The organism is Ochrobactrum sp. A-1 (genome assembly GCF_022488005.1).
In the GTDB taxonomy this organism is placed as follows: domain Bacteria; phylum Pseudomonadota; class Alphaproteobacteria; order Rhizobiales; family Rhizobiaceae; genus Brucella.
On the sequence record NZ_JAKVQC010000007.1, the window covers coordinates 1,857,674 to 1,882,255 of the forward strand.

A 24,582-nucleotide genomic window follows, 5' to 3' on the forward strand; every position below is an offset into this window, starting at 1 on the left:
GACAAAAAACTGACAGATTGACGGTGTAAAAGCCCATTGAAAACTGGGCTTTTTGTCTTAAATACGGGGCAGTTTCGCGCTGCCCCTTTCAAAAATGCAAAAAAACCTGTAAGAGCGCCGCATTGTTTTTCCGCGCGGGTCATGTTGGCGCGGCTCCCAACTCATATAGAAGTGATCTCCATATGGAATTGCGTAATATCGCTATTATCGCACACGTCGATCATGGCAAAACAACACTGGTCGATGAACTCCTGAAGCAGTCCGGTTCGTTCCGTGACAACCAGCGCGTTGCAGAACGCATGATGGATTCCAACGACATCGAAAAGGAACGCGGGATCACCATTCTCGCGAAGGCCACTTCGGTCGTCTGGAAAAACACGCGCATCAACATCGTCGACACGCCAGGCCATGCCGATTTCGGCGGTGAGGTTGAGCGTATTCTTTCGATGGTGGACGGCGCTATCGTTCTCGTTGATGCTGCCGAAGGCCCGATGCCGCAGACGAAGTTTGTCGTCGGCAAGGCGCTGAAGGTTGGTTTGCGCCCGATTGTTGCGATCAACAAGATCGACCGTCCGGATGGCCGTCATGAAGAAGTCATCAACGAAGTGTTCGACCTCTTCGCCAATCTCGACGCGACCGACGAACAGCTTGACTTCCCGATTCTTTACGGTTCAGGCCGTAACGGCTGGATGGCGCTGAACCCGGAAGGTCCGCAGGACGAAGGTCTGGCTCCGCTTTTCGATCTGGTTCTCAAGCACGTTCCGGCGCCGAAGGTTGCCGAAGGTCCCTTCAGCATGATCGGCACCATCCTTGAAGCCGATCCATTCCTCGGCCGCATCATCACCGGTCGTATTCATTCGGGCTCGATCAAGTCGAACCAGGCAGTCAAGGTTCTGGGTCAGGACGGTACGCTGCTCGAAACCGGCCGTATTTCCAAGATCCTTGCTTTCCGGGGTATCGAGCGCCAGGCCATTGACGAAGCACAGGCAGGCGACATCGTTGCAATTGCCGGTCTCTCCAAGGGCACCGTCGCCGACACGTTCTGCGATCCATCGGTAAGTGTTCCGCTGGAAGCGCAGCCAATCGATCCTCCAACCGTGACTATGTCTTTCATCGTCAATGACAGTCCGTATGCGGGCACCGAAGGCGACAAGGTGACGAGCCGCGTTATCCGTGACCGTCTGCTCAAGGAAGCTGAAGGCAACGTTGCGCTCAAGATCGAGGAATCGAACGAAAAGGATTCGTTCTTCGTGTCTGGTCGTGGTGAATTGCAGCTTGCAGTTCTGATTGAAAACATGCGCCGCGAGGGCTTCGAGCTTGGCGTTTCGCGTCCGCGCGTCGTCATGAAGGACGGCGAGAACGGCGAAAAGCTGGAGCCGGTGGAAGAAGTCGTCATCGACGTCGATGAAGAATATTCCGGCACGGTCGTGCAGAAGATGTCTGAACGCAAGGCCGAGATGGTCGAACTTCGTCCTTCGGGCGGTAATCGCGTCCGTATGGTTTTCTATGCGCCGACCCGTGGTCTCATCGGCTATCAGTCGGAGCTTCTGACCGATACGCGCGGCACGGCGATCATGAATCGCCTGTTCCATGATTATCAGCCTTACAAGGGTGAAATCTCGGGCCGTAACAATGGCGTTCTGATTTCCAACGATCAGGGCGAGTCTGTTGCTTACGCGCTCTTCAACCTTGAAGATCGCGGCCCGATGATTATCGACGCAGGCGTCAAGGTTTATCAGGGCATGCTGATTGGCATCCACTCGCGCGACAACGACCTTGAAGTCAACGTCCTGAAGGGCAAGAAGCTCACGAACGTTCGCGCTTCGGGCAAGGATGAAGCCGTGAAGCTGACGCCGCCGATCAAGATGACGCTGGAACGCGCTCTGTCGTGGATTCAGGACGACGAGTTGGTTGAAGTGACGCCGAAGTCGATCCGCCTTCGCAAGCTCTACCTCGACCCGAACGAGCGCAAGCGCTTCGAAAAGAGCGGCAAGTCAAGCGCTGCATAAGTTCGACAGCATAAAAGGAAACGGCGCCATCGGGCGCCGTTTTTGTTTGTATGCTTATCGCTCGCCGCGACGATAAGGCTGCATGAGCGCCTGCGGGACACGTGCGCGGCGCGCCATGACGATCAGCGCCACAATCGACATGATGTAAGGGATCATCAGGAAGAGTTGGTAAGGCACGACCTTGCCGTAGACCGTCTGCAGGCGTAACTGGAACGCGTCGAACAGCGCGAACAGAAGCGCGCCCAGAAGTGCGCGGGCAGGCTTCCACGAGGCGAAGACGACAAGCGCGATACAGACCCAGCCGCGCCCCTGCATCATTGTCGGGAAGAACGAGTTGAAGGCGGAGAGCGTGAGGAATGCACCGCCGACAGCCATAAGCGCGCTGCCGAACATGATCGTGAAGATGCGCACGCGGATCGGGTTGATGCCCTGCGCTTCGGCAGCATGTGGATTTTCACCAGTCATACGGATCGCAAGGCCAAGCGGCGTGCGGAAAAGCACATAACCAAGCAGCAGTGCCAGAGGAATGGCGATCCACGTGAGCGCCGTTTGCGTGCCAAGCACCTGTCCGACGAACGGGATATCTGCAAGCCAGGACGGATTGATCGGCTGGAATGGTGTGATCGTCGGCGGAGTTGAAGAGAGCGGCACCAGAAGACGAAACAGGAAATAGCTAAGGCTCGATGCAAATAATGTGATGCCCAAGCCCACAACATGCTGCGACAGCCCGAGCGGGACAGTCAGCGCCGCGTGCAGCAGGCCGAACAAGGCGCCGGATGCTGCCGCTGCGAGCACGCCCACCCAGAGATCCGCGCCATTATAGACCGTCAGCCAGCCGATCATCGCGCCGAAGGTCATGATGCCTTCTATGCCGAGATTGAGCACGCCCGCACGCTCGCAATAAAGCGCGCCGAGCGTACCGAAGATCAGCGGCGTTGCAATGCGCAGGACCGAAACCCAGAGGCCTGCGGACAGCAGGATATCCATCAACTCGTTCATCGGGCGATCCTGTATTGGGTGAAGAACAGAGCAACCAGCATGGTCAGGAGCGACAGAGCCACGGTGACATCGGCAATGAAGCTTGGAATGCCGATGGCACGGCTCATGCCGTCAGCACCAACGAACATTGCGGCTGCAAAAAGCGCTGAGAAGATCGCGCCGATAGGATTCAAATTGGCCAGCATGGCGACGATGATGCCGGAATAGCCGAAACCGGGCGAAAGGTCGGTCGTGACATAGCCTTTCACGCCCATGACCTGTATCGCGCCTGCAAGGCCAGCGAGGCCACCGGAAATGCAGGCGACTTTCACCAGCGTCTTGCCAAGCGGAACGCCTGCAAAGCGCGCGGCGCGCGGATTGAGACCCGCAGCCTTGGTTTCAAGCCCGAACACGGTGCGCTTCTGCACATAGGCGATGATGAGCGCCAGAGCGATGGCGATGATGATACCGATATGCAATCGCATGCCCGCCATGATTTTGGGCAGCACTGCCGCATCCGGCACAGGCTCGGATTGTGGCCAGCCAAAGGCGAGGGGGTCTTTCATCGGACCTTCGATCATCATCGAGACGATGAGCACCGCAACGAAGTTCAAAAGCAGCGTCGTCACCACTTCATCGACACCGAAGCGCAGGCGAAGGCCGAGCGGAATAAGCAGGAAAATCATGCCTGCAATCGCACCGACGATGAGCAGCAGTGGAATAAGTATGGGAGCCGGAAGCTGCAATTGCGTGCCACAGGCGACGACCGCGAGAGCCCCCATATAGAACTGGCCTTCGGCGCCGATATTCCAGAGTTTTGAGCGAAAGGCGACGGCAGCGGCAAGGCCGGTCAGCATCAGCGGCGTTGCGCGGGTGAGCGTTTCGGTGATTGAGAGTTTGTTGCCGAAAGCGCCGATCGCGATCTGGCGGAAGGATTCCAAAACCGGCGCACCGGCGGCGGCGATCAGCAAACCGGCAAGCACGAAGGCGGTCAGGACGGCGAGAACCGGCGCGGTTGCCACCAGCGCCATGGGCCGTGTTTCGCGTCGTTCAATACGCATCAGTTCAGCCCCTTCGTGGTATTTGTCTGCCACTCGCCAGCCATCATCAGGCCCAGCCGTTGCGCATCGGCTTCTTCCGCGTCGATGGGCGGCGATAGCCTGCCTTTGACGATGGCCTGAACCCGGTCGGCAAGGCCGATGATTTCATCCAGATCTTCCGAGATCAGCAGTACTGCGGCACCTTTGGCACGCGCCTCCAGAATGCGGGCATGGATGGCCGCTACGGCTCCCTCATCAAGGCCGCGTGTCGGCTGCGCTGCAATCAGGATACGCGGGGCGGTTTCCAGATTACGACCCAGAATGAGCTTCTGCATATTCCCGCCGGAAAGCAGGCGAATGCGGCTATCAGGCGTGCCGCCGCGCACATCGAAATCCTTGATGATGCGGTCGGCAAATTCCCGCGCAGCCGTCCGGTTGACCAGAAGACCATTGGAGAACTGCGGACCACGCACGCGTTCCAGTACAGCATTTTCCCAAAGTGTCAGGTCACCGATTGCGCCTTCCGCATTGCGATCTTCCGGAATGCGGCCAACACCTTCCGCCACAAACTGGCGCGGGTCGAATTTGGTAACTGTCTGCCCGAACATGACAAGTGAGCCGCTCGCAGGCTGGCTGAGGCCGGAAACGAGACGTCCAAGCGCTGCCTGCCCATTCCCTGACACGCCAATGATGCCCAGCGTTTCGCCAGCGCGAACCTGAAAATTCAGTTCCGAAAGGCGAGCAATTCCGTCCTCGACAATCGTGACATTGCTGGCTTTCAGCAAGGTTTCGCAGGGCGTGGCTGCAGCGCGCGAAGGGCGCGAAACGCGACGGCCGACCATCAGTTCGGCGAGTTCTTCCTTCGAGGTTTCGGAAGCCTTGCGCTCCGCCACAACCTTGCCGCCGCGCAGGACGACAACGCGGTCGGCTGTTGACATGACTTCATGTAACTTGTGCGAGATGAAGATCAGCGACAGGCCCTGACGCGCCATCTCTTTCAGTGTCGCGAACAGGTTTTCGGCTTCCTGCGTGGTCAGAACGGCGGTCGGCTCGTCGAGGATCAGAATGTCGGCGTCGTTATAAAGCGCTTTCAGGATTTCAACGCGCTGTTGTTCGCCGACAGAAAGATCGCCAAGCCGTGCATCGGGATCGACCTGCAGGCCGAAGCGTCCGGCGATGTCGGCAATCTTGGTGCGCGCGGGTCCATGTGCCGATTTAAGCTTCCAGAGGCTTTCAGTGCCGGTGATGATATTTTCAAGCACTGTGAGGTTGGGCGCGAGCGTGAAATGCTGGTGCACCATGCCTACGCCCGCATCAATGGCAGCGCGGGGCTTGCCTTGCGGGATTTCCTCGCCCTTGACGAAGACGCGGCCTTCATCCGGCACATAATGGCCGAACAGGATGTTCATCAGCGTGGTTTTGCCTGCACCATTCTCGCCAAGAAAAGCGAGGATTTCGCCGCGCTCAAGCTTCAGCGAAATATTGTCATTGGCGGTAAGCTGGCCAAATCGCTTGGTGATGTTCTGCAGTTCAAGAACGGTCGTGGTCATATGTTCAACCCCGCAACGGGAAATCTGTGCTGCCAGCGCTGATCCTCCTCCAGACGTTGGCCAAGGTTCAAAAGCAGCCGGTCAGCGCCCATTGGTGCAACGAGCTGCAAGGCGACCGGCATGTCGTTAGCGTCGGTTCCAAAGGGAAGCGAGAGTGCCGGGAAACCGGAAATATTGGCAAGTGCTGCATAAGGCGCGAAGGCATTCATCTTCTGCCAATGCGCATCGACATCGCCGTGATCCATCGGAAAGGAACCGAGCGGCATCGGTCCGCGCGCGAGCATAGGCGTAATCAGCACGTCGATATCGCGGAAAATCTGCCAGAGCATATGTGCTGTGCTGACGGCTCCGTTCATGGCGCGATAAAGCGCGGTGGCTTCCATGCGCCGCCCGCGCTCTGCAACCGCACGGGTGAGCGGTTCAAGCTTGTCTTCATCAATGGCCAGAAAATCGATTGCAGCAGCGAGATTGACGGAAATGATGCGGTCGAATGCGCGTCCGCTGGAAGCGATCAGCGGGCTGAATTCCGAAGCCGGGATTTCACGGATTGTATGCCCCTGCGCTTCAAGGAAATGCGCGGCATCGGCCACAACCTGCAGGCGCTCCGATGTGATGGGATAGTTTGCAAGATCGCCGGTCACGATGCCCACACGAAGGCGCTCCGGCAAATCACCTGCCTGCATTGCCGGGTCGGGCAGAAAGCCTTCTGTTTTGCCTTCGACAAGCGGCAGAAGCGCTTTCGCATCACGGACGGAGCGACAGAGCGCAAATTCGCTCGCAATGCCTGCAAGATAATTGCCGAAATGCGGACCCGCTGGCATGGCGCCACGGCTTGGTTTCAGGCCGACCAGACCGCAGGTTGCGGCGGGTACACGGATGGAGCCGCCAGCGTCGGTGGCGTGCGCAATTGCGACGATCCCGGCTGCGACGGCTGCTGCCGCTCCGCCGGATGACCCGCCAGGTGAAAGCGTTTCATCGAAGGGATGGCGTGCAGGCGGTGCTCCCGCTGGCTCGCTCGCAAGCGCCAGACCGAATTCGGGGACAGTGGTGGTGCCAAAAAAGTTGAGCCCGGCTGCGCGCAGCCTGCGACCGAGTTCGGAATCCATCTGCGGCGAGGCATTGAGGAATGCCCGTGAGCCGAGCCGGATGGGCAGACCGGCACAGGGACCGCCCAGATCCTTGAACAGGGAGGGAACGCCCGCGAAGGTCGCTCTGGATGGCGCTGCATCGAATGCAATGGCACCAGCCCGGCCAAGATCAGGGTCAAGATATGCGATGGCGCCCAGAGGGCGCCATTTTTCTGCGGCGTCGAGGGCGGCGTCCATGGCCTCTTCCGCCGTCAGGAATCCGTCGGCGATCGCCTGTGCGAGCGCGGTCGCATCCTGCCGGTTCATGTCGATTGCCACGGAATGCCTGCCCGTCTTATTTCGGTTCGGCCGGGTTCGGCTTGTATTCGAACTTGCCTTCCTTCAGTTCCACACGACGGGCTTCCATCTTGGCTTCGGCCTCGGCAGGGGCAATGCCCTTGACGTAGATGATGTCGTTGCCGCCTTCCTTCATCAGGCTGAATGGCGTGTAATCCTTGCCGGTTGCCTGGCTGGCCTTCACGTCGGCGATAGCCGCATTGAGGATCGGGCGGAAATTCCAGATCGCATTGGCAAAGACCGTATCCGGGTAACGCGGCGTATAGTCGATCAGCGAGCCGATGGCCTTGATGCCGCGTTCCTTCGCAGCGTCTGCCGTGCCGATGCGCTCGCCGAACAGGATGTCCGCGCCAGAGTCGATCTGGGCAAGACCGGCTTCACGTGCTTTCGGCGGGTCGAAGAAGGTGCCGATGAACGACGCGATGAACTTCGCGTCAGGCCGAGTTTCCTTCACGCCGTCCTGAAAGGCATTGATGAGCATGTTGACTTCCGGGATCGGTACGGCGCCGACCGAGCCAAAGGTGCCGGATTTGCTCATCGCGCCTGCCAGCATGCCCGCGAGATAGGCAGCCTCGAAGTTCCAGGTGCCAAAAACACCGAAATTATCGCCTTGCGGCTTGCCCGAGGAGCCCATGACGAAGGCCGTCTGCGGATAATCGCCTGCCACCTGGCGCGCTTCGCGTTCGACGGCATAGGATTCGCCGACGATCAGCTTGATGCCCTGTTCGGCATATTCGCGCATGGCGCGGGGGTAGTCGCTCGCCGAAACGCCTTCGGAGAAGACATATTCGATGACGCCTTCGTCATTGGCCTGCTTCAGTGCATCGTGGAGACGCGAATTCCATGCGTTTTCGACGGGCGAGGCGTGGATGCCTGCTACTTTCAACTTTTCATCGGCAGCGAAGACGCGGGTGGTGATTGCCGTTGCGCCCAGTGCTGCAGACATTGCGAGAATGTCGCGACGGGTAAAGTTCGGTGTTTTGATGATTTTTGTCATTTGGTCAGGGACCCCTCATGTGTGTTTTCGGCGCGTGGGTGCGCGCAGCCGGTTGCTTCGTTTTGACGTGCGGATTTCATGAGCAACGATTTCCATCATTGCCCAAACCACCTTTAATTCAAGAAGATTCTAAAGCTGGCCGACTGGCGCGTAGTCAGCCCCGTCAACCGAAGACGGACGGCCTTCGAGGTTGATGCGGCTTATGCGCTGCGGGGTTTCGGCGATCACCTTGCCGCGCTTCACGACCTTGAGGCGGTTTGCCTTGAGGCGCAGCGCTTCAATCGGGTCGCGTGCCTGCAGCACCACGAAATCGGCATTGCAGCCCTTTGCAAGGCCATAGCCTTCAAGGCCCAGCGCCTTGGCGGAATTGACGGTGAGCGCGTCGAAAACCTGTTTCTTGCCTTCGATGGAGGTCATCTGTGCGACATGGATCGCCATGTGGCCGACTTCCAGCATGTCACCGGAACCCATCGAGTACCAGGGGTCCATCACGCAGTCATGGCCTAACGCGACATTGATGCCAGCAGCCATCAGTTCCGGCACGCGGGTCATGCCGCGGCGCTTTGGATAGGTGTCCGCACGGCCCTGAAGCGTGATGTTGATGAGCGGGTTCGGAATGGCATTCATCTTGGCTTCCGCAATCAGCGGAATGAGCTTCGAGACGTAATAATTGTCCATGGAGTGCATGGAGGTCAGGTGCGAGCCGGAAACACGGCCCTGCAGGCCGAAGCGCATGGTCTGCGCCGCCAGTGTTTCGACATGGCGCGACATTGGATCGTCGCTTTCGTCGCAATGGATATCGACCGGCAGGCCACGTTCGGCGGCAATGCGGCACAGTTCTTCCAGCGAGGCTGCGCCATCGGCCATGGTGCGCTCAAAATGCGGAATACCGCCGACGACGTCGAGGCCCATATCGAGCGAGCGGTTGACGAGATCGACCGCGCCCGGCGAACGATAGTAGCCGTCCTGCGGGAAGGCGACCAATTGTAGATCAATGTAAGGCTTCACCTTCTCGCGCACTTCGATCATCGCTTCAGCGGTGAAGAGGCGCGGGTCGCTGACATCGACATGGCTGCGAATGGCGAGCAACCCTTGCGAAACGGCCAGATCGCAATAGCGCAGCGCGCGCTCGACCATGGCCTCAACGGTCAGTATCGGCTTTAGTTCGCCCCAAAGCGCGATACCTTCGAGAAGGGTACCGGAACGGTTGAGGCGCGGCAGGCCGAGCGACAGGGTCGCATCCATGTGGAAATGCGGATCGACGAAAGGCGGGGTTACGAGCCGGTCGGTGGCATCGATTTCCTGAGCAGCCTGATGCTCACCCTTGGAGGGCACGATATCGGCAATCTTGCCGTCCTTGACTAAAATGTCCTGCTTCTCGCGACCGTCGGGGAGATTGGCGTTTCTCACGATCAAATCGAACATCGGCAGGACCTTTCATCTGGGTATGCAAGAACAGAGCTCAAAAATATGGGCTCATTTTTCAATTGCCTTATACCCTATATCCGGTGGGCGCAATGCCGGGGAAGTTGGAAGGGGTCGTCATCCTCAATGGAAAATGCTAGGCCCCGAAATCATCTTTGTAGGATTGCCATGTTCACGATCAGTCGCGTTGAAACCTTTAGTCAGGAGATCAGGAAAAGTCGGTTTCTGGCCATCGCCGCGCCTGTTGCGAGCGAGCAGGCGGCGAAGGATTTTTTGAGCGAGCATTCCGACCTGTCGGCAAGCCATAATTGCTGGGCCTGGCGCATGGGGCAGAACTACCGTTTCAGCGACGATGGCGAGCCGAGTGGCACGGCAGGAAAGCCGATCCTGCAGGCAATCGATGGCCAGCAACTCGATAATATTGCAGTCGTGGTCGCGCGCTGGTTCGGCGGCATTCTTCTGGGAAGCGGGGGCCTGATGCGCGCTTATGGCGGCACGGCTGCAACCTGCCTGCGACAGGCGGAGAAAACAGAAGTCATTCCGCTGGTCGGATTTCAGTTCGCCTGCGATTTTTCAGATCATGCGCTGCTGAAAGCCCGTCTGACAGCGGTGGAAAACCTCGCCATCACGCAAGAGAACTTCACTGGCTCCGGCGTGGAGATCGCGGGCGCCATGCCCATTGCCGTGCGGGATGAACTATCCCGCCTCGTCACCGATCTGACGCGCGGAAAGACCGTCATCAAGTTCGATGATTAGATCATGCCCGTCGTATATTGCTGGCGCTTGTTCTCATACATCAGCAGGTCGGCGCGCTTGGCGACGGTTTCCAGCTTTTCGCCTGACATACTTGTCGCAGAACCGATGGAAAGATTGAGCTTGAGCTGGGAATAATACTGGTTGTTGATATCGACCAGCCGCTGAATATCCTCAACCATGGCCTCCGCACCCCGCTCATCCACATAAGGCAGCACAACTGCGAATTCGTCGCCGCCAATGCGCGCCGCGTGGCCAGGCTGCTTTACGGCTTCATTCAGCACTTCGCCAATGCGCCGCAGCAATCCATCGCCTGTCGCATGGCCCCATTGGTCATTGGCAGCCTTGAGGCCATTGAGATCGATGATGATGACAGAAACGGGCGTATGGCCCTTCCGCTCAAGCCGGTTAAGCTCATCGACATAATAGGCGCGATTGTGAAGCTTGGTCAGAACGTCGTGTTTGCCCAGATATTCCAGATAGGCTTCTGCCTTCTTGCGCGCCGTGATGTCGGTCAGCGCGATCTGTACCAGAGACCAGTCTGTTTCATGCCCCGGCAGAACCGAGAATTGCAGAAGGACATGCCTTTCGGAGCCGTCCAGCGCGTAATTGACCACTTCGCGACGCTGGAACAGGACACCGTTCCAAAGATCGATCAACTGTTCGCGGAACGATGATTCCATCTCGTCCTTGAAAATGTGCGGCAGGTTCTGCAGCAGCGTCTTCTTGTCGGATGCGAGGAAGAGGGCAGTTGTCTCGGTGTTGACTTCGAGAACCCGGATTTCGCTCATACACTGACGCACGAATTCTGGATGCACGTCGGTAAACACCCGAAAATCAACAATTCCGCGCTGACGCACATCGTCCATCAGTTGCTTGATGCGACTGAAATCCTCGACCCAGAGCGAGACCGGCGAATGCTCGAAAAGTCCCTGCGCGTGCTGCTTGTGCCGGTCCTCTTCGCGACGGGCATTTTCGCGTGCGGTCACATCTTCGATGGAAAGCAGAACCCGCTCCCAGGTGTGCTCATAACCGGGCAGCACGACACCCTTAAGCTGAATATCCAGCCGCTTGCCGCCGAGCGAATAATTGATGGTGTCGCTCGAGAACGCATTGCCGCCGTTCCACAGCTGGACCATCTCGTCGATATGCGGGTCCAGCATGTCGTCGCGAAAAACGCGTTCGAGATTGGCGACCAGATGGCTGACGCTGTCTGCCTCGAAAAGCGAAAGCGTCTTGCGGTTGACCTTCAGGACCCGGATATGGCTGGTGCAGATGCGAAGCCGGGTCGTGTCTTCATGTAGGAAAGCCCTGAGATCGGTAACGCCAAGCGCTCGCCATTCTTCGAACTGCTTGCGCAGGCCGCTATAATCCTCAAGCCACAGGGAAATTGGCGCAAGGTCAAAAATATTGGCGCTGTCACTCAAGGCAGATTCGATATTCATGGATTTCCCGCTCGACCAATGGCTTTCCGCATTTCCGAACACTGAAATGTTCAGTATGCGTCCAAACCGAATTCTCTTTTCCCATCGGGAAAAGCCGCGATGGTTTATTGGGAGCGCGTTATATTACGAGCGGCTCAGATAAACTAGAGGTTTTATTGTTCTGTAACTTCGCTTTCTACGCAAAACACAAAGGGCGGCTCCCAAAGGTGCCGTCCCCATTTATATATAGGTGGCTATCAATTCTCTATCGGCAGCCGATGGCGAACGAGTGTTGTCCAGTATGAGCAACCCCATGCAATGACATCGTCGTTGAAGTCATATTTTGGATGATGGAGATTGGCGCTTGGGCCGTTGCCGATATTGATCATCGCGCCCGGCACCTCGTTCAGCATGAAGGCAAAATCTTCACCGCCCAGCGTCGCCGGCATGTCGCGCGTCACACGGTCGGAACCCGCGACCGCTTCTGCGGCGATTGCCGCCAGTTCGGTTTCCTGCTCGTGATTGACGGTGACTGGATAGCTGCGCTGATAGTCGAGCGTCGCCTTGGCGCCGAAGGCATCGGCAATGCCCTGCACGGCGCGGGTCAGCTTTTCCTCGATATGGTCGCGCACTTCCTCGCGAAGCGTGCGGACCGTGCCGGTCAGCCGGATTTTCTGCGGAATGACGTTGAACGCATCGCCACCCTGAATGGTGGTGATCGAAATCACCGCGGAATCCAGCGGGTCGATGGTGCGCGCGGTCAGCGTCTGGATTGCCTGAATGAGCGCTGCCGTGACGGGAATGGGGTCGATGGTCTGGTGCGGCGAAGCGGCATGTCCGCCAACGCCCTCAATGGTGATGTCCAGAACATCGACCGATCCCATGATCGGGCCGGAATTGATGGTGAAATGACCGACTGCGAGGTTTGGACGGTTGTGCATGCCATAGACCTCATTGACCGGCCAGCGCTTGAACAAACCGTCGTCGATCATCGCCTTGGCGCCTGCGCCGCCTTCTTCGGCGGGTTGGAAAATCACGATGACTGTGCCGTCGAAGGCGCGGCTTTGCGCCAGTTCGCGGGCAGCGCCCAGAAGCATGGTCGTATGCCCGTCATGGCCGCAGGCATGCATCTTGCCCGGCACTTTCGACGACCATTCAGCGCCGGTTTCTTCGAGGATCGGCAGCGCATCCATGTCGGCACGCAGGCCGATGGCCCGACCCGAGCGGTTCGACTGCCCACGAATGACGCCGACAACGCCGGTGCGTCCAATGCCGGTCACGACCTCATCAACGCCAGCGGCGCGCAGCGCTTCGGCGACCTTTTCCGCCGTCCGGTTCACATCGTAAAGCAGCTCGGGGTTTTCGTGCAGGTCACGACGGAACGCGACGAGTTCGTCAAGCTGGTTCGACGTCCAGTTTTCAACCGGCATGTCAGGCTCCTTTTGTGTTGTTTTCAGTCGTGTCGAAGCGATAGCGGAAATCGCAGTGGCTTGCGCCCTTCATGATGGTCTGCGTGCGTTCCAGCTTCATATCGGGATTGTAGCCGATGCAGAAATCGCCATCGCGATTGCAGGAAAGCAGATGACCGATATGGCCAAGACCCATCTCGCGATACATTTCCGAATAGCGGCAGCGCGTAACATTGAAATCGAAATGATCTTCGCCCTGCGAAATCACGTCGATCTCCAGCGCGTTTTCTTTCGTCCAGAGCGGCTGGATGTCGGCAAAGTCCTGTATCGTCGGCGTGTGGCCCAGCTCGTCTGCAAAGCTCTTGCCCTGTTCGATGGCCGAGCGGCTGACGGCTTCGCCGATTGCTGCCTGCGCTTCTTCCTCGCCAGAACGTTCGCGAATAACTTCGTAGACGTTCTTGAGAACCAGCGCTTCGATGCGGCGACGTTCGAGAATTGACATTTGATTCATGGACCTGACCTTTCACATGAACATTAAATGAGATGCGTTAGAGATTTGGCTCGGTGAGATCCTTGCGCCGAAGCCATGCGAGATAGAACGGTGCAATTTTTCGGGCGACCTTATGAAAAGGCAGTGGCGCGGGTTCCGAGACGGGCAGGGCAAGCTCCTGTACCGGCTCGCCATCCAGCGCGCGTGCGAATTCACGCCCAAGCGATGTGCCAAGCGCAACACCGCGCCCGTTGCAGCCGATCCACGCCCAGCCATTGGGGCCGAGCTGATGAACGCGGGGAAAGCGATCCCATGTCATGCCGATATAACCGCTCCACACATGGGTGATTTCCGGCTCGCCAAGTGCAGGGAAAGCTTCCGCCATGTTACGCGCTGTCTTGCGCTTGACGCGTTCGGCGATGTTGAAATTACCCATCACCACGCCGCCGGTAATCAGCCGGTTGCGGGCATCGTAGCGGAAAAAGCGCAGATCGCCGCGCGTATCGGAAACCGCCTGCCGTCCGGGCAAAATTGTTGCCCGCAGATTATCGCTGACGGGCGCGGTCGCCATCTGCCACGAGAGTACCGGCACGATGGTGCGGGCGAGGCGTGGCGCAAGCCCCTCACGCAGCTCGCCGGTATAGGCGTTGGTCGCCAGAAGGAAGCCCTTGGCGCACACCGTGGCGCTGGCGGTCTTGACCTCCCAGTGGTCGCCCACCTGGGCATAGGAGATGACCGGGCTTTGCTCGTGAATGATTGCGCCGTGGCGTTCGGCAGCGGCTGCAAGCCCGCGCGCGAAAGCCAGCGGGTTGATATGGCCTCCGGTCGGGTTGAACATGCCGCCATACCAGAAATCGCTCCCCAACAGCCGCGATGTGGCGGCGCGGTCGAAAAACTCTGCCGGGAAGCCGAAGCGTTTCCATGCATCCACACGGGTTTGCGACAGCTTCACCCGACCCGGCGAATGGGCAGGCTGGAACCAGCCGTTCTGCTCGGCCTCGGCCTCGATGTTTTCATCGCGCACGATGGAAAACAGAATGTCGGCACTATTGCCGATCAGTCTGGCAAAACGTTCACCTGATGCGCCATAGCGTTTGGCGATTGCATCGGGCTCGGCGGAAGTCATGGTCGGTATGACCTGCCCGTTGTTGCGCCCCGATGCGCCCCAGCCGACAGCATTACCTTCGAGCAGGATGACGCGCTTGCCGCGTTTTGCCAGATGGAGCGCCGCCGAAAGCCCCGTAAAACCACCGCCGACGATGGCGACATCGGCTTCCGCGTCATTGGTCAGCGGCTTGGCCGGTATGCGGGCAGGGGCAGTAGCAGCCCAGATGGAGGCTGGAAAGACTATGTTCTGCATGGCTTCACGCATTTTCCAAACGAGGCGGTGTCCAGCCCTTGCCGGGAATGGAGGCAAGCAGGCGCTGTGTATATTCATGTTGCGGGTTGGCGAAGACTTCGGCTGTCGGTCCTGTTTCTGCGATCTCGCCCTTCGACATGACGATGATGCGGTCGCAGAGCTGGGCGGCGACGCGCAAATCATGCGTCACGAAAAGCAGCGACAGATTGAGCCGTTCGCGCAAATCGGCAAGAAGCCGCAGAACCTGCGCCTGTACCGAGACATCGAGCGCCGACACCGGTTCGTCCGCGACGATGATGTGTGGCTCCAAGGCGAGTGCACGGGCGATGCCGATACGCTGGCGCTGTCCGCCCGAGAACTCATGCGGAAATCGGTCGGCAGCAGCGGGCGATAGTTCGACCAGTTCCAGCAATTCGCGCGCTTTCGCATGGGCCTGTTCCTTCGGCACGCCATGGACGATCGGACCCTGTGCAATCAGGTCAACGACGCGGCGGCGCGGGTTGAGCGAGGCCATCGGGTCCTGAAAGACCATCTGGATGTCCTTGCGCATGGCACGTACTTCCCGCGGGCTGGCGCTCAGAAAATCTCTGCCATTCACATCGACCTCGCCGCTATCGGCTTCCAGCAGACGCGTGACGATGCGCGAAACGGTTGTCTTGCCGGAGCCGCTTTCGCCAACGACGCCCAGCGTCTCGCCCTGACGTAGTTCGAACGAAAGGTCCTTCACGGCAGGAACGGCGCTGCGTTTGCCACTGAGCAAGCCGCCGCGCGCCTTGAAGGTTTTGCGTAAAGCGCTCGCCTTGAGAATGACCGGCTGAGCATCCACCGATGGCTTGGGTTCAGGTGGCGTGAGGGCTGGAACCGATGCAATCAGCGCCTTTGTGTAAGCGTGCTGCGGATGATTCAGCACTTCACTTGCCCGGCCTTCTTCGACCAGTTCGCCAAGCCGCAGCACGGCAACGCGGTCGGCAATTTCCGCCACCACGCCGAAGTCATGCGTGATGAACAGAATGCCGGTATTGTGTTCGCGTTGCAGGTCGCGGATCAGTTTCAGGATTTGCGCCTGCGTGGTCACATCGAGCGCCGTGATCGGCTCATCGGCGATGATGAGACGCGGTTTCAGGATCAGCGCCATGGCGATCATCACACGCTGGCGCTGCCCGCCGGAAATCTGATGCGGATAGGCGTTATAAGCGGATTCCGGGTCCGGTATCTTTACCTCTGCCAGCATGTCCAGCACAGCGACACGGCGTTCCTTGCGGCCAAGCTTGGTATGGAGGCGCAGCACTTCATCGATCTGCCAGCCAACTGTTTTCTGCGGGTTGAGCGCTGTCATCGGCTCTTGAAAGATCATGCCGATGCGGTCGCCGCGCAGCTTTTTCATGTCAGCTTCGCTGAGCGAATAAAGGTCAGTGCCTTCAAGCTTGATCGTGCCATGCGTCACGCGCACATGCGGTTCCGGCAAAAGGCGCATGATCGCGCCTGCCGAAAGCGATTTGCCTGAACCGCTTTCGCCAACAAGGCAGACGATTTCACCGGGATTGATGGTCAGTGTGAGGTCCTGCAAGGCAAAAGGACGGTCGGCGCCCTTCGGCAGCGCGATTTGCAGGTTGCTGATTTCGAGAACGGGTGCGGCGGTCATTATTTCTTCTGCCTCGGATTAAGCGCGTCGTTCAAGCCTTCGCCAAGCAGACTGAAGGAAAGAACGGTGAGCAGAATGGCGATGCCGGGAATGACCGAGCAGAACCAGTCGGTGCGGAGCACGGCGCGGCCCTGGCCGATCATGTTGCCCCAGCTGGCATAATTAGGATCACCGAGACCGAGGAAGGCGAGCGCGCTTTCCATCAGGATGGAGGTTGCCATAACCACGGATGCGAAGACGATCACCGGCGGCAGGGCATTTGGCAGGATTTCGCGGAAGATGATCGAGACATTGCCAACACCGAGATTGCGTGCCGCATCGATGAATTCGCGCTTGCGCAGCGCCAGAAATTCGGCGCGTACCATGCGGGCAGGCGCGGTCCATGACACGATGCCGATGCAGATGATGATGTTTTCGATCGATGACCCGAAGATTGCCACCAGTGTCAGAAGCAGCACGAAACTCGGCACGGTCTGGAAAGCCTCGGTGATGCGCATCAAAACGTCATCCACCCAGCCGCCATAATAGCCGGCAAGAGCGCCGATGATGATGCCGATCACGATGGAAATCAGGGTGGCCACCACGCCGATCAGAAGCGAGATGCGCGCGCCATGGAAAATACCCGCCATGATATCGCGTCCGAGCTGATCGGTGCCAAGCGGCGTTGCGGCATTGACCAATGGCCAGACGAGTGGATCGCCAGCACGCCGCAGCGGGTCACCGGGCGCAATGACATCGGCCAGCAGCGCGATCAGGACCACGGCGATGAAGAGGATAAGGCCCAGCACGGCGGCGCGGTTGCGGCTGAAACGCTGCCACAGAATTTTTGCGCGCGAGACCTGCGGGCGGGTGAGGGAAAGGTCCTGGGAGGTCATGACAGTTCGATCCTGGAATCAAGCCGCGCATAGATGAGATCGGTGATGAAATTGACGATCACCACCAGCACCGAGCACAGGAAGATGATGCCCATCAGCGTGTTGAGGTCGCGCTTGATCACGGAGGTGTAGGCGAGCTGGCCAAGGCCGGGCAGGGAGAAGATCGTCTCGATCACGACGGAGCCGCCAAGGACGGTCGAGAACTGGAGCCCGAGCAGCGTGACGACAGGCAGGAATGCGTTGCGCATGATGTGATGGAACATCAGCCTTGCACCGCTGGCGCCCTTGGCGCGGGCTGTGCGGACATAATCGAGGTCGGCTACTTCGAGCACGCTGGTGCGCATCAGGCGCATGTAGAAGGCGAGATAGATGAGCGAAAGCGCCGTCGTCGGCATGACAAGGTGCACGGCAATATCCCAGACATTCTTCCAGCCGGTATAAAACCCGGCAATCGTCTTGTAACCGCCGACCGGCAGCCAGCCGAGCTTGACGGAAAAGATGAACATCAAGATGAGGCTGAGAAAGAAGCTCGGCATGGCATAGAAAACAAGACCGAGCGTGGAAATCGCATTGTCGGTCAGGGAATATGCCTTGCGCGCCGCAAAAGCCCCAAGCGCAATGCCGAAAATGAAGGCCACCGAAAGCGATGAAACCATGAGCAGCAGGGTCGGCACGAGGCGGGCCATCAGCACATCCAGTACCGGCTGCTCGTAGACATAGGACCAGCCGAAATCGAACTGCGCCAGCTTGGTCATGTAAATCCAGAGCTGTGTCCAGACTGGCTGGTCGAGGCCGTATTCGGTGCGCAGATTGGCGACGAATTGAGGGTCTGCACCGCCCATGTCACCGACAAGCGCGTCAACCGTGTCGCCAGGCGCAAGCTTGATGAGCAGAAACGCCCCGATCATGATGAGAAGGATGACGGGAACCGCCTGCAAGATGCGGCGCAGCGCAAAGGTCAGGATTGGGGGCAGGGACATTGCGGATTATCCTGCAAGATATTCATAGTCAGCATTCTAAACTGGTGAACCGCTGCCGGGTGACCGGCAGCGGCTGGTATTGCTTATTGGTCGATCCAGAGATCGTACCAGCTGGATGAATCCCACCGCGGTGTGTTGTGGTGGTTTTTGAGAACCTTGTTGGTCACGCCGACGAACGGATGTTCGATGGCGAAGATGACCGGCAGGTCTTTCATCTCAAGCTGCTGGATCTGGTGATAGAGATCGGCGCGCTTGGCCGGGTCGAGCTCGCTTGCGGCCTTGTCGATCAGGCTGTCCATTTCGTCAGACTTATAGTCGAACTGGTTGGACCATGCCGTACCGACCGGCGCGCCGGAGCGCAGCCAGACGGTGGTGGAAACAGCCGGATCGGAGCGGAACTGGTGCCAGCCGCTTGCCGTATCGAAGTCATGGTCACGATAGACGCCGTTCAGGAAACCCGGTGCGTCATTGGTGAGGATTTCGACGTCGATGCCGACTTCCTTCATCGCCTGAGCGTAATATTCAGCCCAGAGCTGCGTATATTCACCCCATGGTGCCGGGCGATGACGCAGCTTGAAGCGAATGCCGTTCTCCTTGACCGGATAGCCGGCTTCGTCGAGCAGTTTTTTCGCCTTTTCAACATCATACGGGTAAGTCTGGACCTGATCCGTATAGTTGGCGACGCCTGCACTCGGGATCGGGCCACGGCCCGGCTTGGCATAGCCGCGCATGATCGTCTTGATCGCGAAATCGATATCCAGCGCGTGGTAGATCGCCTGACGAACCTTCAGATTGGCAAGGATCGGATTGCGCAGGTTGAACTCGATGGTCGAGTGGGCGACGTTGTTCTCAAAACCCTGGGTGCCGGTGTCGAAGCGGCCATCCTTCTGGAGGCGCTCGGTATCCGACATGGAGATGCCGTTGAAGGCGGTTTCCATCATTTCACCGGCTTCAAGCGCTGCGGCTGCTGCGGCCTTGTCTGGCATGAAGCGCCAGACCACGCGGTCGAGATAAGGATATTCCTTGCCGCGCCAATAGTCGTCATTGCGCTCTGCAATGATGTGCTGGCCGCGCTCATATTCGACGAACTTGAACGGTCCCGTGCCAATCGGGGCGGCGTTGTACTTGTTCTTGAGAATATCCGTGCCTTCATAAAGATGCTTCGGCACCGGATGGCCGAGATCAGGCATGGCGGCGACGAGCAGTTCCAGCGGCATTGGCTTGGAATAGCGGAACACCGCCGTGTGCGGATCGGTGCAGTCGACAGCTTCGAGATTGGCCTGAAGCGTGGTCGAATAGTTGAGCAATTTTTTCCAGAGGTTCATCGCGCTGTACGAAACGTCATCGCAGGTGAAGGGCTGGCCGTCATGCCAGCGCACATTCTCGCGCAGCTTGAAGGTGATGGCCTTGCCGTCTTCCGAGGACGACCAGCTTGTGGCCAGAACCGGCACATAACCCTCATAGGTGCGGTCGATCAGCGGCTCCATGATGCGGCCGGTGATCTGATAAACGCCGGTGGAGGCGCGCAGCGCAGGGTTAAGCACACCCTGTTCGGTGTTCATATGGACGATGACAGTGCCGCCGCGCTTCACTTCTTCGGCGTGCGAAGACGCCGTCGCAAGCGAAAACGCCGCAAGAAACAGGCCAAGGCCAGCTTTTCTGATATGCATTCTCTGTTCCCCTGAAGGACGTTGAGGGAGGGCTTTCCAGCCTCTTTTCCCGCACGTCCCAATATTGTTCAAGCCCCTGAAATCGCAACGAAATGCCACCTCAGAGGGTCTTTATTGTATGCAAGCATTGATATGCTAGAATCCGTGGCGATAATGTCAAGATAAACTAATATGACGGGCAAAATTGGTAAAATTTCTCGACCAGCCTGCGTTAATAAATGTCGATTTTCTACGACGGAGTTTGTTGATGAGCCAGAATTCCCCCGAGCAGGACGCAAACTCGGGTAAAAATGACCGCGGTGCTGTCTGGATTACCGGTGCCGGGTCCGGCATCGGCGCTGCCATGGCGCGACGTTTCGCGCATGAAGGCTGGCGGGTCGCGCTGACGGGCCGCAAGGCAGATGCGCTTGCCGCGATTGCCGAGGAAATCGTCTCCAGTGGCGGCGAGGCGCAGATATTTCCAGCCGATGTTCTCGACCGTGAGGCCGTGGCCGCGACCGTTGGGGCAATCGTCGAATGGGCAGGTCGTCTCGATGTGCTCTGCAACAATGCCGGTCTCAATATTCCGCGCCGTAGCTGGGCGGATATCGATTTCGACTCTTGGGACGATGTCATCGACATCAACATCAAGGGAGCGATCAACGTGATTGCCGCTGCCCTGACGCCTATGCGCGCGCAGGGTGGTGGGTTGATGATCCACACATCGTCCTGGGCAGGGCGGTTTTCATCGCCCGGCGGCGGCGTTCCCTATGGTGCGTCCAAACATGCGCTCAACGATCTGAGCGCCAGCCTGAATGCGCAGGAAGGGCCGAACGGCATCCGGTCGACCGTGCTGTGCCCCGGCGAGGTGGCGACGCCGCTTCTTGCGCGTCGTCCGGGCTTCGATCTCTCCCGCATGGATGATGTCATCCAGCCCGAGGATATGGCTGAAACCGCGCTCTATGTTGCCAATATGAATCCCAAGGTTACGATCCACGAGATCGTTCTGGCTCCGACCAAGAAATAGAAAAGGAAGTTTTGTATGTCTCATCCGGTCAAAGGCGTCGATCATATTTTCCTGCTGGTCGGCGATCTTGAGAAAAGTGCCGAGCAATATCGCCGCTTCGGATTTACGCTGAGCCCGCGCGGCCTCCACAGCAAGGAGAAGGGCACCGGCAACTACACCATCATGTTTCCGGAAGATTATTTCGAGCTGCTCGGAATCGTCGCTGAGACGCCGGGCAATCTGCATCAGCGTGAGAAACTGGCAGCGCAGGGCGAAGGCCTTCATGCCATTGCCTGCCGCATCGACAATGCACGCGATGCCAAGGCGGAACTGGGCGCACTTGGCATCAAGACCGGCGAGGTTGGCGCGTTTCAGCGTCCGGTAGAACTGCCCGGCGGCGGCGAGGGTGTTGCGGCTTTTGAAACCGTGTCTTTCTCTGAAAGTGAAGTGCCGCAGGGTATGGTGTTCATGTGCCAGCACAAGACTCGCGAAACAGTCTGGCTGCCGGAACTGATCGAACACGCAAATGGTGCAAATGGCCTTTCCGCCATTGTTGCCATTTCATCCGATCCCGAAACTGCGGCCAAAGGCTTTGCGCGCCTGTTCGTGGACGGAAAGGCAGAGGCGCAGGATGGCGGCTGGAAGGTTTCGACCGGCACGCGCTCGGCTGACATATGGGTTGTGAGTGAGGAGAAAGCCGCTGCAGTCTATCCCGGTGTGGATTTTGCCCGGACGCCGGGCAAGGCTTTCGCCGTTCTGCGCATCCGGGTTGCTTCGCTGGACAAGGCGCGCAGCGTTCTCAATGCCAACGGGGTTTCCCACGTGAATACACCTGCGGGCATTGCCGTGCTGCCGGAAAATGCCAGCGGCACGGTTCTGGAGTTCTCCGAACAGTGAGAATTTGAGCAAGCGGGGCCGTGAGGCCCCGCTTTGCTAATCAGCGCGGAAAGCGCTGGTTTTCTTCCAGCACGTTCAGGTCCATGTGGTTGCGCATATAGCGCTCGGATGCCTTTTGCAGCGGCTGGTAGTCCCACGGATAATAGGCGCCGTTGCGCAATGCCGGATAAACGACGTGGCGACGCGCCTGACTGGCACGGATATCGGCATCGTAGCGGTCCAGATTCCAGCGCTTTTCCGCCTTGGCCAAAAGGTCATCCAGAGCGGCTTTGAATCCCGGTTTTTCCGCCAGATTGTGCAGCTCGTCCGGATCGTCGGCAAGGTTGAACAATTGTGGCGGGTCGGCGCGGCAAAGGTTGAGTTTCCAGTCACCATCCCGCAGCGAGACCATCGGCGCTATGGTGCCTTCGGCTGCATATTCGATTGGAACCGTGCCGCGTTCGGTGGAACCTGAAGCAACACCAGTCAGTGAAACGCCGTCGGTCCACGGCATGATGCCCTTGAGGTCGATCCCGGCAAGGTCGGCCAGTGTCGGCAGAACGTCGAGCGTTGAAACAGGCGTGTCCACGCGGCCCGCCTGCAATTGCGGTGCGGCGATCATCAACGGGACGCGAGCAGAGCCATCGAAGAAGCTCATCTTGAACCACAGGCCGCGTTCGCCGAGCATATCGCCGTGATCGGAGGTGAAGACGACAATCGTGTCCTCCGCCATGCCGCAGCGCTCGATAACATCGAGCAGGGTGCCGATCTTTTCATCCACATAGGAGATATTGGCGAAATAGGCTTGCCGTGCCGTGCGAACCTGTTCGCGGGTCAGGTCGTAGTCTTCAGCCTTGCAGGCCCGCAACAGGCGTTCCGTATGCGGGTCGATCTCGCTTTCAGCCAGCGGTGCGATTTTAGGATCAAGTTCGGGAATGTCCGCATAGAGATCGAAGAAGCGCTTGCGCGCTACGTAAGGATCGTGCGGATGCGTGAAGCTGACTGTCAGGCACCATGGTCGCTCGTCGTGGCCGCGCGCAAGGTCGTAGAGCTTTGCTTCAGCCTGATAGGCAACTTCGTCGTCATATTCGAGCTGGTTGGTGATTTCGGCGGAACCTGCTCCGGTGATTGAACCGAGATTGTGATACCACCAGTCGATGCGCTCGCCGGGCTTGCGATAGTCCGGCGTCCAGCCGAAATCTGCCGGATAGATGTCGGTGGTGAGGCGCTGTTCGAAACCGTGCAGCTGATCCGGCCCGACGAAATGCATCTTGCCGGAAAGCGCCGTCTGGTAGCCGGCATTGCGAAGGTGGTGCGCATAGGTCGGGATTTCAGACGAAAATTCTGCTGCATTGTCATAAACACCGGTCCGAAACGGCAACTGGCCCGACATGAACGACGCACGCGCCGGGGCACAGAGCGGGCTTGCCGTGTAGCAATTGGCAAAACGGGCGGAACGTTCGGCAAGTTTTCGCAGATTTGGGACATGAAGGAATTCGGCCGGGCCGTCCGGGAAGAAGGTGCCGTTCAGCTGGTCGACCATGAGAATGAGGATATTCGGCTTTTTCATTGTGCAGGACCGTTGGCAAGTGTGGGAACGCGAAACGGCGGGCGCTGGAACGCCCGCCTTTTAAGTCTCGTTGTCAGTGGTCAGAGACCGAGGGTTGCCTTGACGGCTTCCGCGCCCGATTCACCCTTGAAGGTGGTTACGCCCGCAAGCCATTTGTCGATCTGGTCCGGATGCGCCTTCAGCCATTCCTTCGCTGCCGCAGGACCTTCCGCGCCATCATCCAGAATCTTGCCCATAAGCTCGTTCTCGATATCGACGGTGAAAGTGAGGTTCTTGAAGAACGTTGCGGCATTCGGGCACTGTGCTGCCCAGCCGGCGCGGCCAAGCGTGTAAACCTCCGCACCGCCGAAATTCGGGCCAAAATAGTCATCGCCGCCCGCGAGATACTCGATCTTGAGCTTGTTGTTCATCGGGTGCGGCGCCCAGGCCAGGAACACGACCCAATCCTTATCCTTGTTCTTGCGGTCCACCTGCGCGAGCATGGCCTGCTCGCTCGATTCCACCAGCTTCCAGCCGTCGAGCTTGAATTTCTGGTCCTCGATGATCTTCTGGATATTCTGGTTGGCAGGGGCACCCGGCTCGATGCCGTAAATCTCCTTGCCGAATTTGTCCGCATGGGCGGCGAGGTCGGCAAAGTCCTTTACGCCTTCGTTTGCCACATAATCCGGCACGGCCAGCGTGAACTTGGCCCCTTCGAGGTTTTTCACGATGACTTCGGCGGCCTTCGCCTTGTCGAGATCGTCGCGGAACTTCTGCTGTGCTGGCATCCAGTTGCCGAGGAAGACGTCAAGATTACCGGTCTTGAGCGCCTCATAGCCGATCGGCACGGACATGGTCTTCACGTCGGGCTTATAGCCGAGACCTTCCAGCAGCACGCTGGCGACGGAGTTGGTGGAGGTAATGTCGGTCCAGCCCGGATCGGACAGCCGAATGGTTTCGCAAGCTGCGGGATCGGCAGCGGAAGCCGTTCCTGAAAGCCCCGCCAATGCCGTGAACGCCAGTGCCGCAATCTTCAAATAGCCCACTTGATGACCCCTCTGATTAATTAAAACCGGTTATGTCTCGTATTCCTACTTTAAGGAGAACATCATTTGGGCTAAGGAAAAACCCATTCATTTTTTATCG

At 58.5% G+C, this 24,582-nt stretch carries 20 protein-coding genes; 4 read left to right on the forward strand and 16 right to left on the reverse strand.

The window, feature by feature from the left end; genetic code table 11:
* Positions 1-182: 182 nt before the first annotated feature.
* Positions 183-2,009, forward strand: coding sequence for a translational GTPase TypA (gene typA / locus MKS82_RS27045; RefSeq protein WP_109987500.1), 1,827 nt, complete (start codon positions 183-185; stop codon positions 2,007-2,009).
* A 54-nt stretch (positions 2,010-2,063) separates the two neighbouring features.
* Here the strand turns inward: typA and MKS82_RS27050 are convergent, their stop codons facing one another.
* The 6 genes from MKS82_RS27050 to MKS82_RS27075 all read right to left on the reverse strand — a co-directional run bounded on the left by MKS82_RS27050 (position 2,064) and on the right by MKS82_RS27075 (position 9,423).
* On the reverse strand, positions 2,064-3,008 hold the full coding sequence (locus MKS82_RS27050; protein ID WP_109987499.1) for an ABC transporter permease: 945 nt from the start codon (positions 3,006-3,008) through the stop codon (positions 2,064-2,066).
* Positions 3,005-4,048, reverse strand: a complete 1,044-nt coding sequence (locus MKS82_RS27055; RefSeq protein WP_109987498.1) for an ABC transporter permease — start codon at positions 4,046-4,048, stop codon at positions 3,005-3,007. The genes MKS82_RS27050 and MKS82_RS27055 overlap by 4 nt, the downstream gene beginning before the upstream one ends.
* Positions 4,048-5,577, reverse strand: coding sequence for an ABC transporter ATP-binding protein (locus tag MKS82_RS27060; RefSeq protein WP_109987497.1), 1,530 nt, complete (start codon positions 5,575-5,577; stop codon positions 4,048-4,050). Before MKS82_RS27060 ends, MKS82_RS27055 begins: the two co-directional genes overlap by 1 nt.
* Positions 5,574-6,971 (reverse strand): amidase, encoded by a 1,398-nt coding sequence (locus MKS82_RS27065; protein ID WP_109987496.1) that lies wholly within the window; start codon positions 6,969-6,971, stop codon positions 5,574-5,576. Before MKS82_RS27065 ends, MKS82_RS27060 begins: the two co-directional genes overlap by 4 nt.
* Before the next feature lie 28 nt (positions 6,972-6,999).
* Positions 7,000-7,998, reverse strand: coding sequence for a BMP family protein (locus MKS82_RS27070; protein WP_109987495.1), 999 nt, complete (start codon positions 7,996-7,998; stop codon positions 7,000-7,002).
* Between the two features lie 129 nt (positions 7,999-8,127).
* A complete protein-coding gene (locus MKS82_RS27075) occupies positions 8,128-9,423 on the reverse strand; it encodes an amidohydrolase family protein (RefSeq protein ID WP_109987494.1) in 1,296 nt (431 codons plus the stop codon).
* A 168-nt stretch (positions 9,424-9,591) separates the two neighbouring features.
* Between MKS82_RS27075 and MKS82_RS27080 the strand changes: the two genes are divergently transcribed.
* Positions 9,592-10,179, forward strand: a complete 588-nt coding sequence (locus MKS82_RS27080) for an IMPACT family protein (protein ID WP_109987493.1) — start codon at positions 9,592-9,594, stop codon at positions 10,177-10,179.
* On the opposite strand, the gene MKS82_RS27085 is transcribed toward MKS82_RS27080, so the two are convergent.
* From MKS82_RS27085 to MKS82_RS27120, 8 genes are all read right to left on the reverse strand, one after another.
* Complete coding sequence (locus tag MKS82_RS27085) at positions 10,176-11,621, reverse strand: sensor domain-containing diguanylate cyclase (RefSeq protein WP_109987492.1); 1,446 nt, start codon at positions 11,619-11,621, stop codon at positions 10,176-10,178. The two genes, MKS82_RS27080 and MKS82_RS27085, sit on opposite strands and share 4 nt — an antisense overlap.
* Before the next feature lie 236 nt (positions 11,622-11,857).
* On the reverse strand, positions 11,858-13,030 hold the full coding sequence (locus MKS82_RS27090) for a M20 aminoacylase family protein (protein ID WP_109987491.1): 1,173 nt from the start codon (positions 13,028-13,030) through the stop codon (positions 11,858-11,860).
* Position 13,031: 1 nt separating this feature from the next.
* Positions 13,032-13,520, reverse strand: a complete 489-nt coding sequence (locus MKS82_RS27095; RefSeq protein ID WP_240579484.1) for an L-2-amino-thiazoline-4-carboxylic acid hydrolase — start codon at positions 13,518-13,520, stop codon at positions 13,032-13,034.
* Positions 13,521-13,557: 37 nt separating this feature from the next.
* On the reverse strand, positions 13,558-14,859 hold the full coding sequence (locus MKS82_RS27100) for an NAD(P)/FAD-dependent oxidoreductase (protein ID WP_109987555.1): 1,302 nt from the start codon (positions 14,857-14,859) through the stop codon (positions 13,558-13,560).
* A gap of 4 nt (positions 14,860-14,863) precedes the next feature.
* Entirely contained in the window at positions 14,864-16,501 is a 1,638-nt protein-coding gene (locus MKS82_RS27105; protein ID WP_240579485.1) for an ABC transporter ATP-binding protein, read from the reverse strand.
* Entirely contained in the window at positions 16,501-17,376 is an 876-nt protein-coding gene (locus tag MKS82_RS27110) for an ABC transporter permease (RefSeq protein ID WP_109987488.1), read from the reverse strand. The genes MKS82_RS27105 and MKS82_RS27110 overlap by 1 nt, the downstream gene beginning before the upstream one ends.
* A complete protein-coding gene (locus MKS82_RS27115; protein ID WP_109987487.1) occupies positions 17,373-18,356 on the reverse strand; it encodes an ABC transporter permease in 984 nt (327 codons plus the stop codon). Before MKS82_RS27115 ends, MKS82_RS27110 begins: the two co-directional genes overlap by 4 nt.
* An 83-nt stretch (positions 18,357-18,439) precedes the next feature.
* A complete protein-coding gene (locus MKS82_RS27120; protein ID WP_240579486.1) occupies positions 18,440-20,026 on the reverse strand; it encodes an ABC transporter substrate-binding protein in 1,587 nt (528 codons plus the stop codon).
* 247 nt (positions 20,027-20,273) lie between these two features.
* Here MKS82_RS27120 and MKS82_RS27125 point away from each other — a divergent pair, with 247 nt between their 5' ends.
* Entirely contained in the window at positions 20,274-21,032 is a 759-nt protein-coding gene (locus MKS82_RS27125) for an SDR family oxidoreductase (protein WP_109987485.1), read from the forward strand.
* A 15-nt stretch (positions 21,033-21,047) separates the two neighbouring features.
* A complete protein-coding gene (locus tag MKS82_RS27130) occupies positions 21,048-21,908 on the forward strand; it encodes a VOC family protein (protein ID WP_109987484.1) in 861 nt (286 codons plus the stop codon).
* Between the two features lie 40 nt (positions 21,909-21,948).
* Here MKS82_RS27130 and betC read toward each other — a convergent pair whose 3' ends face one another.
* Together betC and choX are read right to left on the reverse strand one after the other, a co-directional pair.
* A complete protein-coding gene (gene betC / locus MKS82_RS27135; RefSeq protein ID WP_240579487.1) occupies positions 21,949-23,457 on the reverse strand; it encodes a choline-sulfatase in 1,509 nt (502 codons plus the stop codon).
* 80 nt (positions 23,458-23,537) lie between these two features.
* Entirely contained in the window at positions 23,538-24,482 is a 945-nt protein-coding gene (choX, locus tag MKS82_RS27140; RefSeq protein WP_109987482.1) for a choline ABC transporter substrate-binding protein, read from the reverse strand.
* Positions 24,483-24,582: the final 100 nt, after the last annotated feature.

What these genes read in the sequence shown, in the direction of transcription:
- typA (WP_109987500.1), top strand. Translation starts at nt 183, where the DNA reads ATGGAATTGCGTAATATCGCTATTATCGCACACGTCGATCATGGCAAA.
- MKS82_RS27050 (WP_109987499.1), bottom strand. Translation starts at nt 3,008, where the DNA reads ATGAACGAGTTGATGGATATCCTGCTGTCCGCAGGCCTCTGGGTTTCG.
- MKS82_RS27055 (WP_109987498.1), bottom strand. Translation starts at nt 4,048, where the DNA reads ATGCGTATTGAACGACGCGAAACACGGCCCATGGCGCTGGTGGCAACC.
- MKS82_RS27060 (WP_109987497.1), bottom strand. Translation starts at nt 5,577, where the DNA reads ATGACCACGACCGTTCTTGAACTGCAGAACATCACCAAGCGATTTGGC.
- MKS82_RS27065 (WP_109987496.1), bottom strand. Translation starts at nt 6,971, where the DNA reads ATGAACCGGCAGGATGCGACCGCGCTCGCACAGGCGATCGCCGACGGA.
- MKS82_RS27070 (WP_109987495.1), bottom strand. Translation starts at nt 7,998, where the DNA reads ATGACAAAAATCATCAAAACACCGAACTTTACCCGTCGCGACATTCTC.
- MKS82_RS27075 (WP_109987494.1), bottom strand. Translation starts at nt 9,423, where the DNA reads ATGTTCGATTTGATCGTGAGAAACGCCAATCTCCCCGACGGTCGCGAG.
- MKS82_RS27080 (WP_109987493.1), top strand. Translation starts at nt 9,592, where the DNA reads ATGTTCACGATCAGTCGCGTTGAAACCTTTAGTCAGGAGATCAGGAAA.
- MKS82_RS27085 (WP_109987492.1), bottom strand. Translation starts at nt 11,621, where the DNA reads ATGAATATCGAATCTGCCTTGAGTGACAGCGCCAATATTTTTGACCTT.
- MKS82_RS27090 (WP_109987491.1), bottom strand. Translation starts at nt 13,030, where the DNA reads ATGCCGGTTGAAAACTGGACGTCGAACCAGCTTGACGAACTCGTCGCG.
- MKS82_RS27095 (WP_240579484.1), bottom strand. Translation starts at nt 13,520, where the DNA reads ATGAATCAAATGTCAATTCTCGAACGTCGCCGCATCGAAGCGCTGGTT.
- MKS82_RS27100 (WP_109987555.1), bottom strand. Translation starts at nt 14,859, where the DNA reads ATGCAGAACATAGTCTTTCCAGCCTCCATCTGGGCTGCTACTGCCCCT.
- MKS82_RS27105 (WP_240579485.1), bottom strand. Translation starts at nt 16,501, where the DNA reads ATGACCGCCGCACCCGTTCTCGAAATCAGCAACCTGCAAATCGCGCTG.
- MKS82_RS27110 (WP_109987488.1), bottom strand. Translation starts at nt 17,376, where the DNA reads ATGACCTCCCAGGACCTTTCCCTCACCCGCCCGCAGGTCTCGCGCGCA.
- MKS82_RS27115 (WP_109987487.1), bottom strand. Translation starts at nt 18,356, where the DNA reads ATGTCCCTGCCCCCAATCCTGACCTTTGCGCTGCGCCGCATCTTGCAG.
- MKS82_RS27120 (WP_240579486.1), bottom strand. Translation starts at nt 20,026, where the DNA reads ATGCATATCAGAAAAGCTGGCCTTGGCCTGTTTCTTGCGGCGTTTTCG.
- MKS82_RS27125 (WP_109987485.1), top strand. Translation starts at nt 20,274, where the DNA reads ATGAGCCAGAATTCCCCCGAGCAGGACGCAAACTCGGGTAAAAATGAC.
- MKS82_RS27130 (WP_109987484.1), top strand. Translation starts at nt 21,048, where the DNA reads ATGTCTCATCCGGTCAAAGGCGTCGATCATATTTTCCTGCTGGTCGGC.
- betC (WP_240579487.1), bottom strand. Translation starts at nt 23,457, where the DNA reads ATGAAAAAGCCGAATATCCTCATTCTCATGGTCGACCAGCTGAACGGC.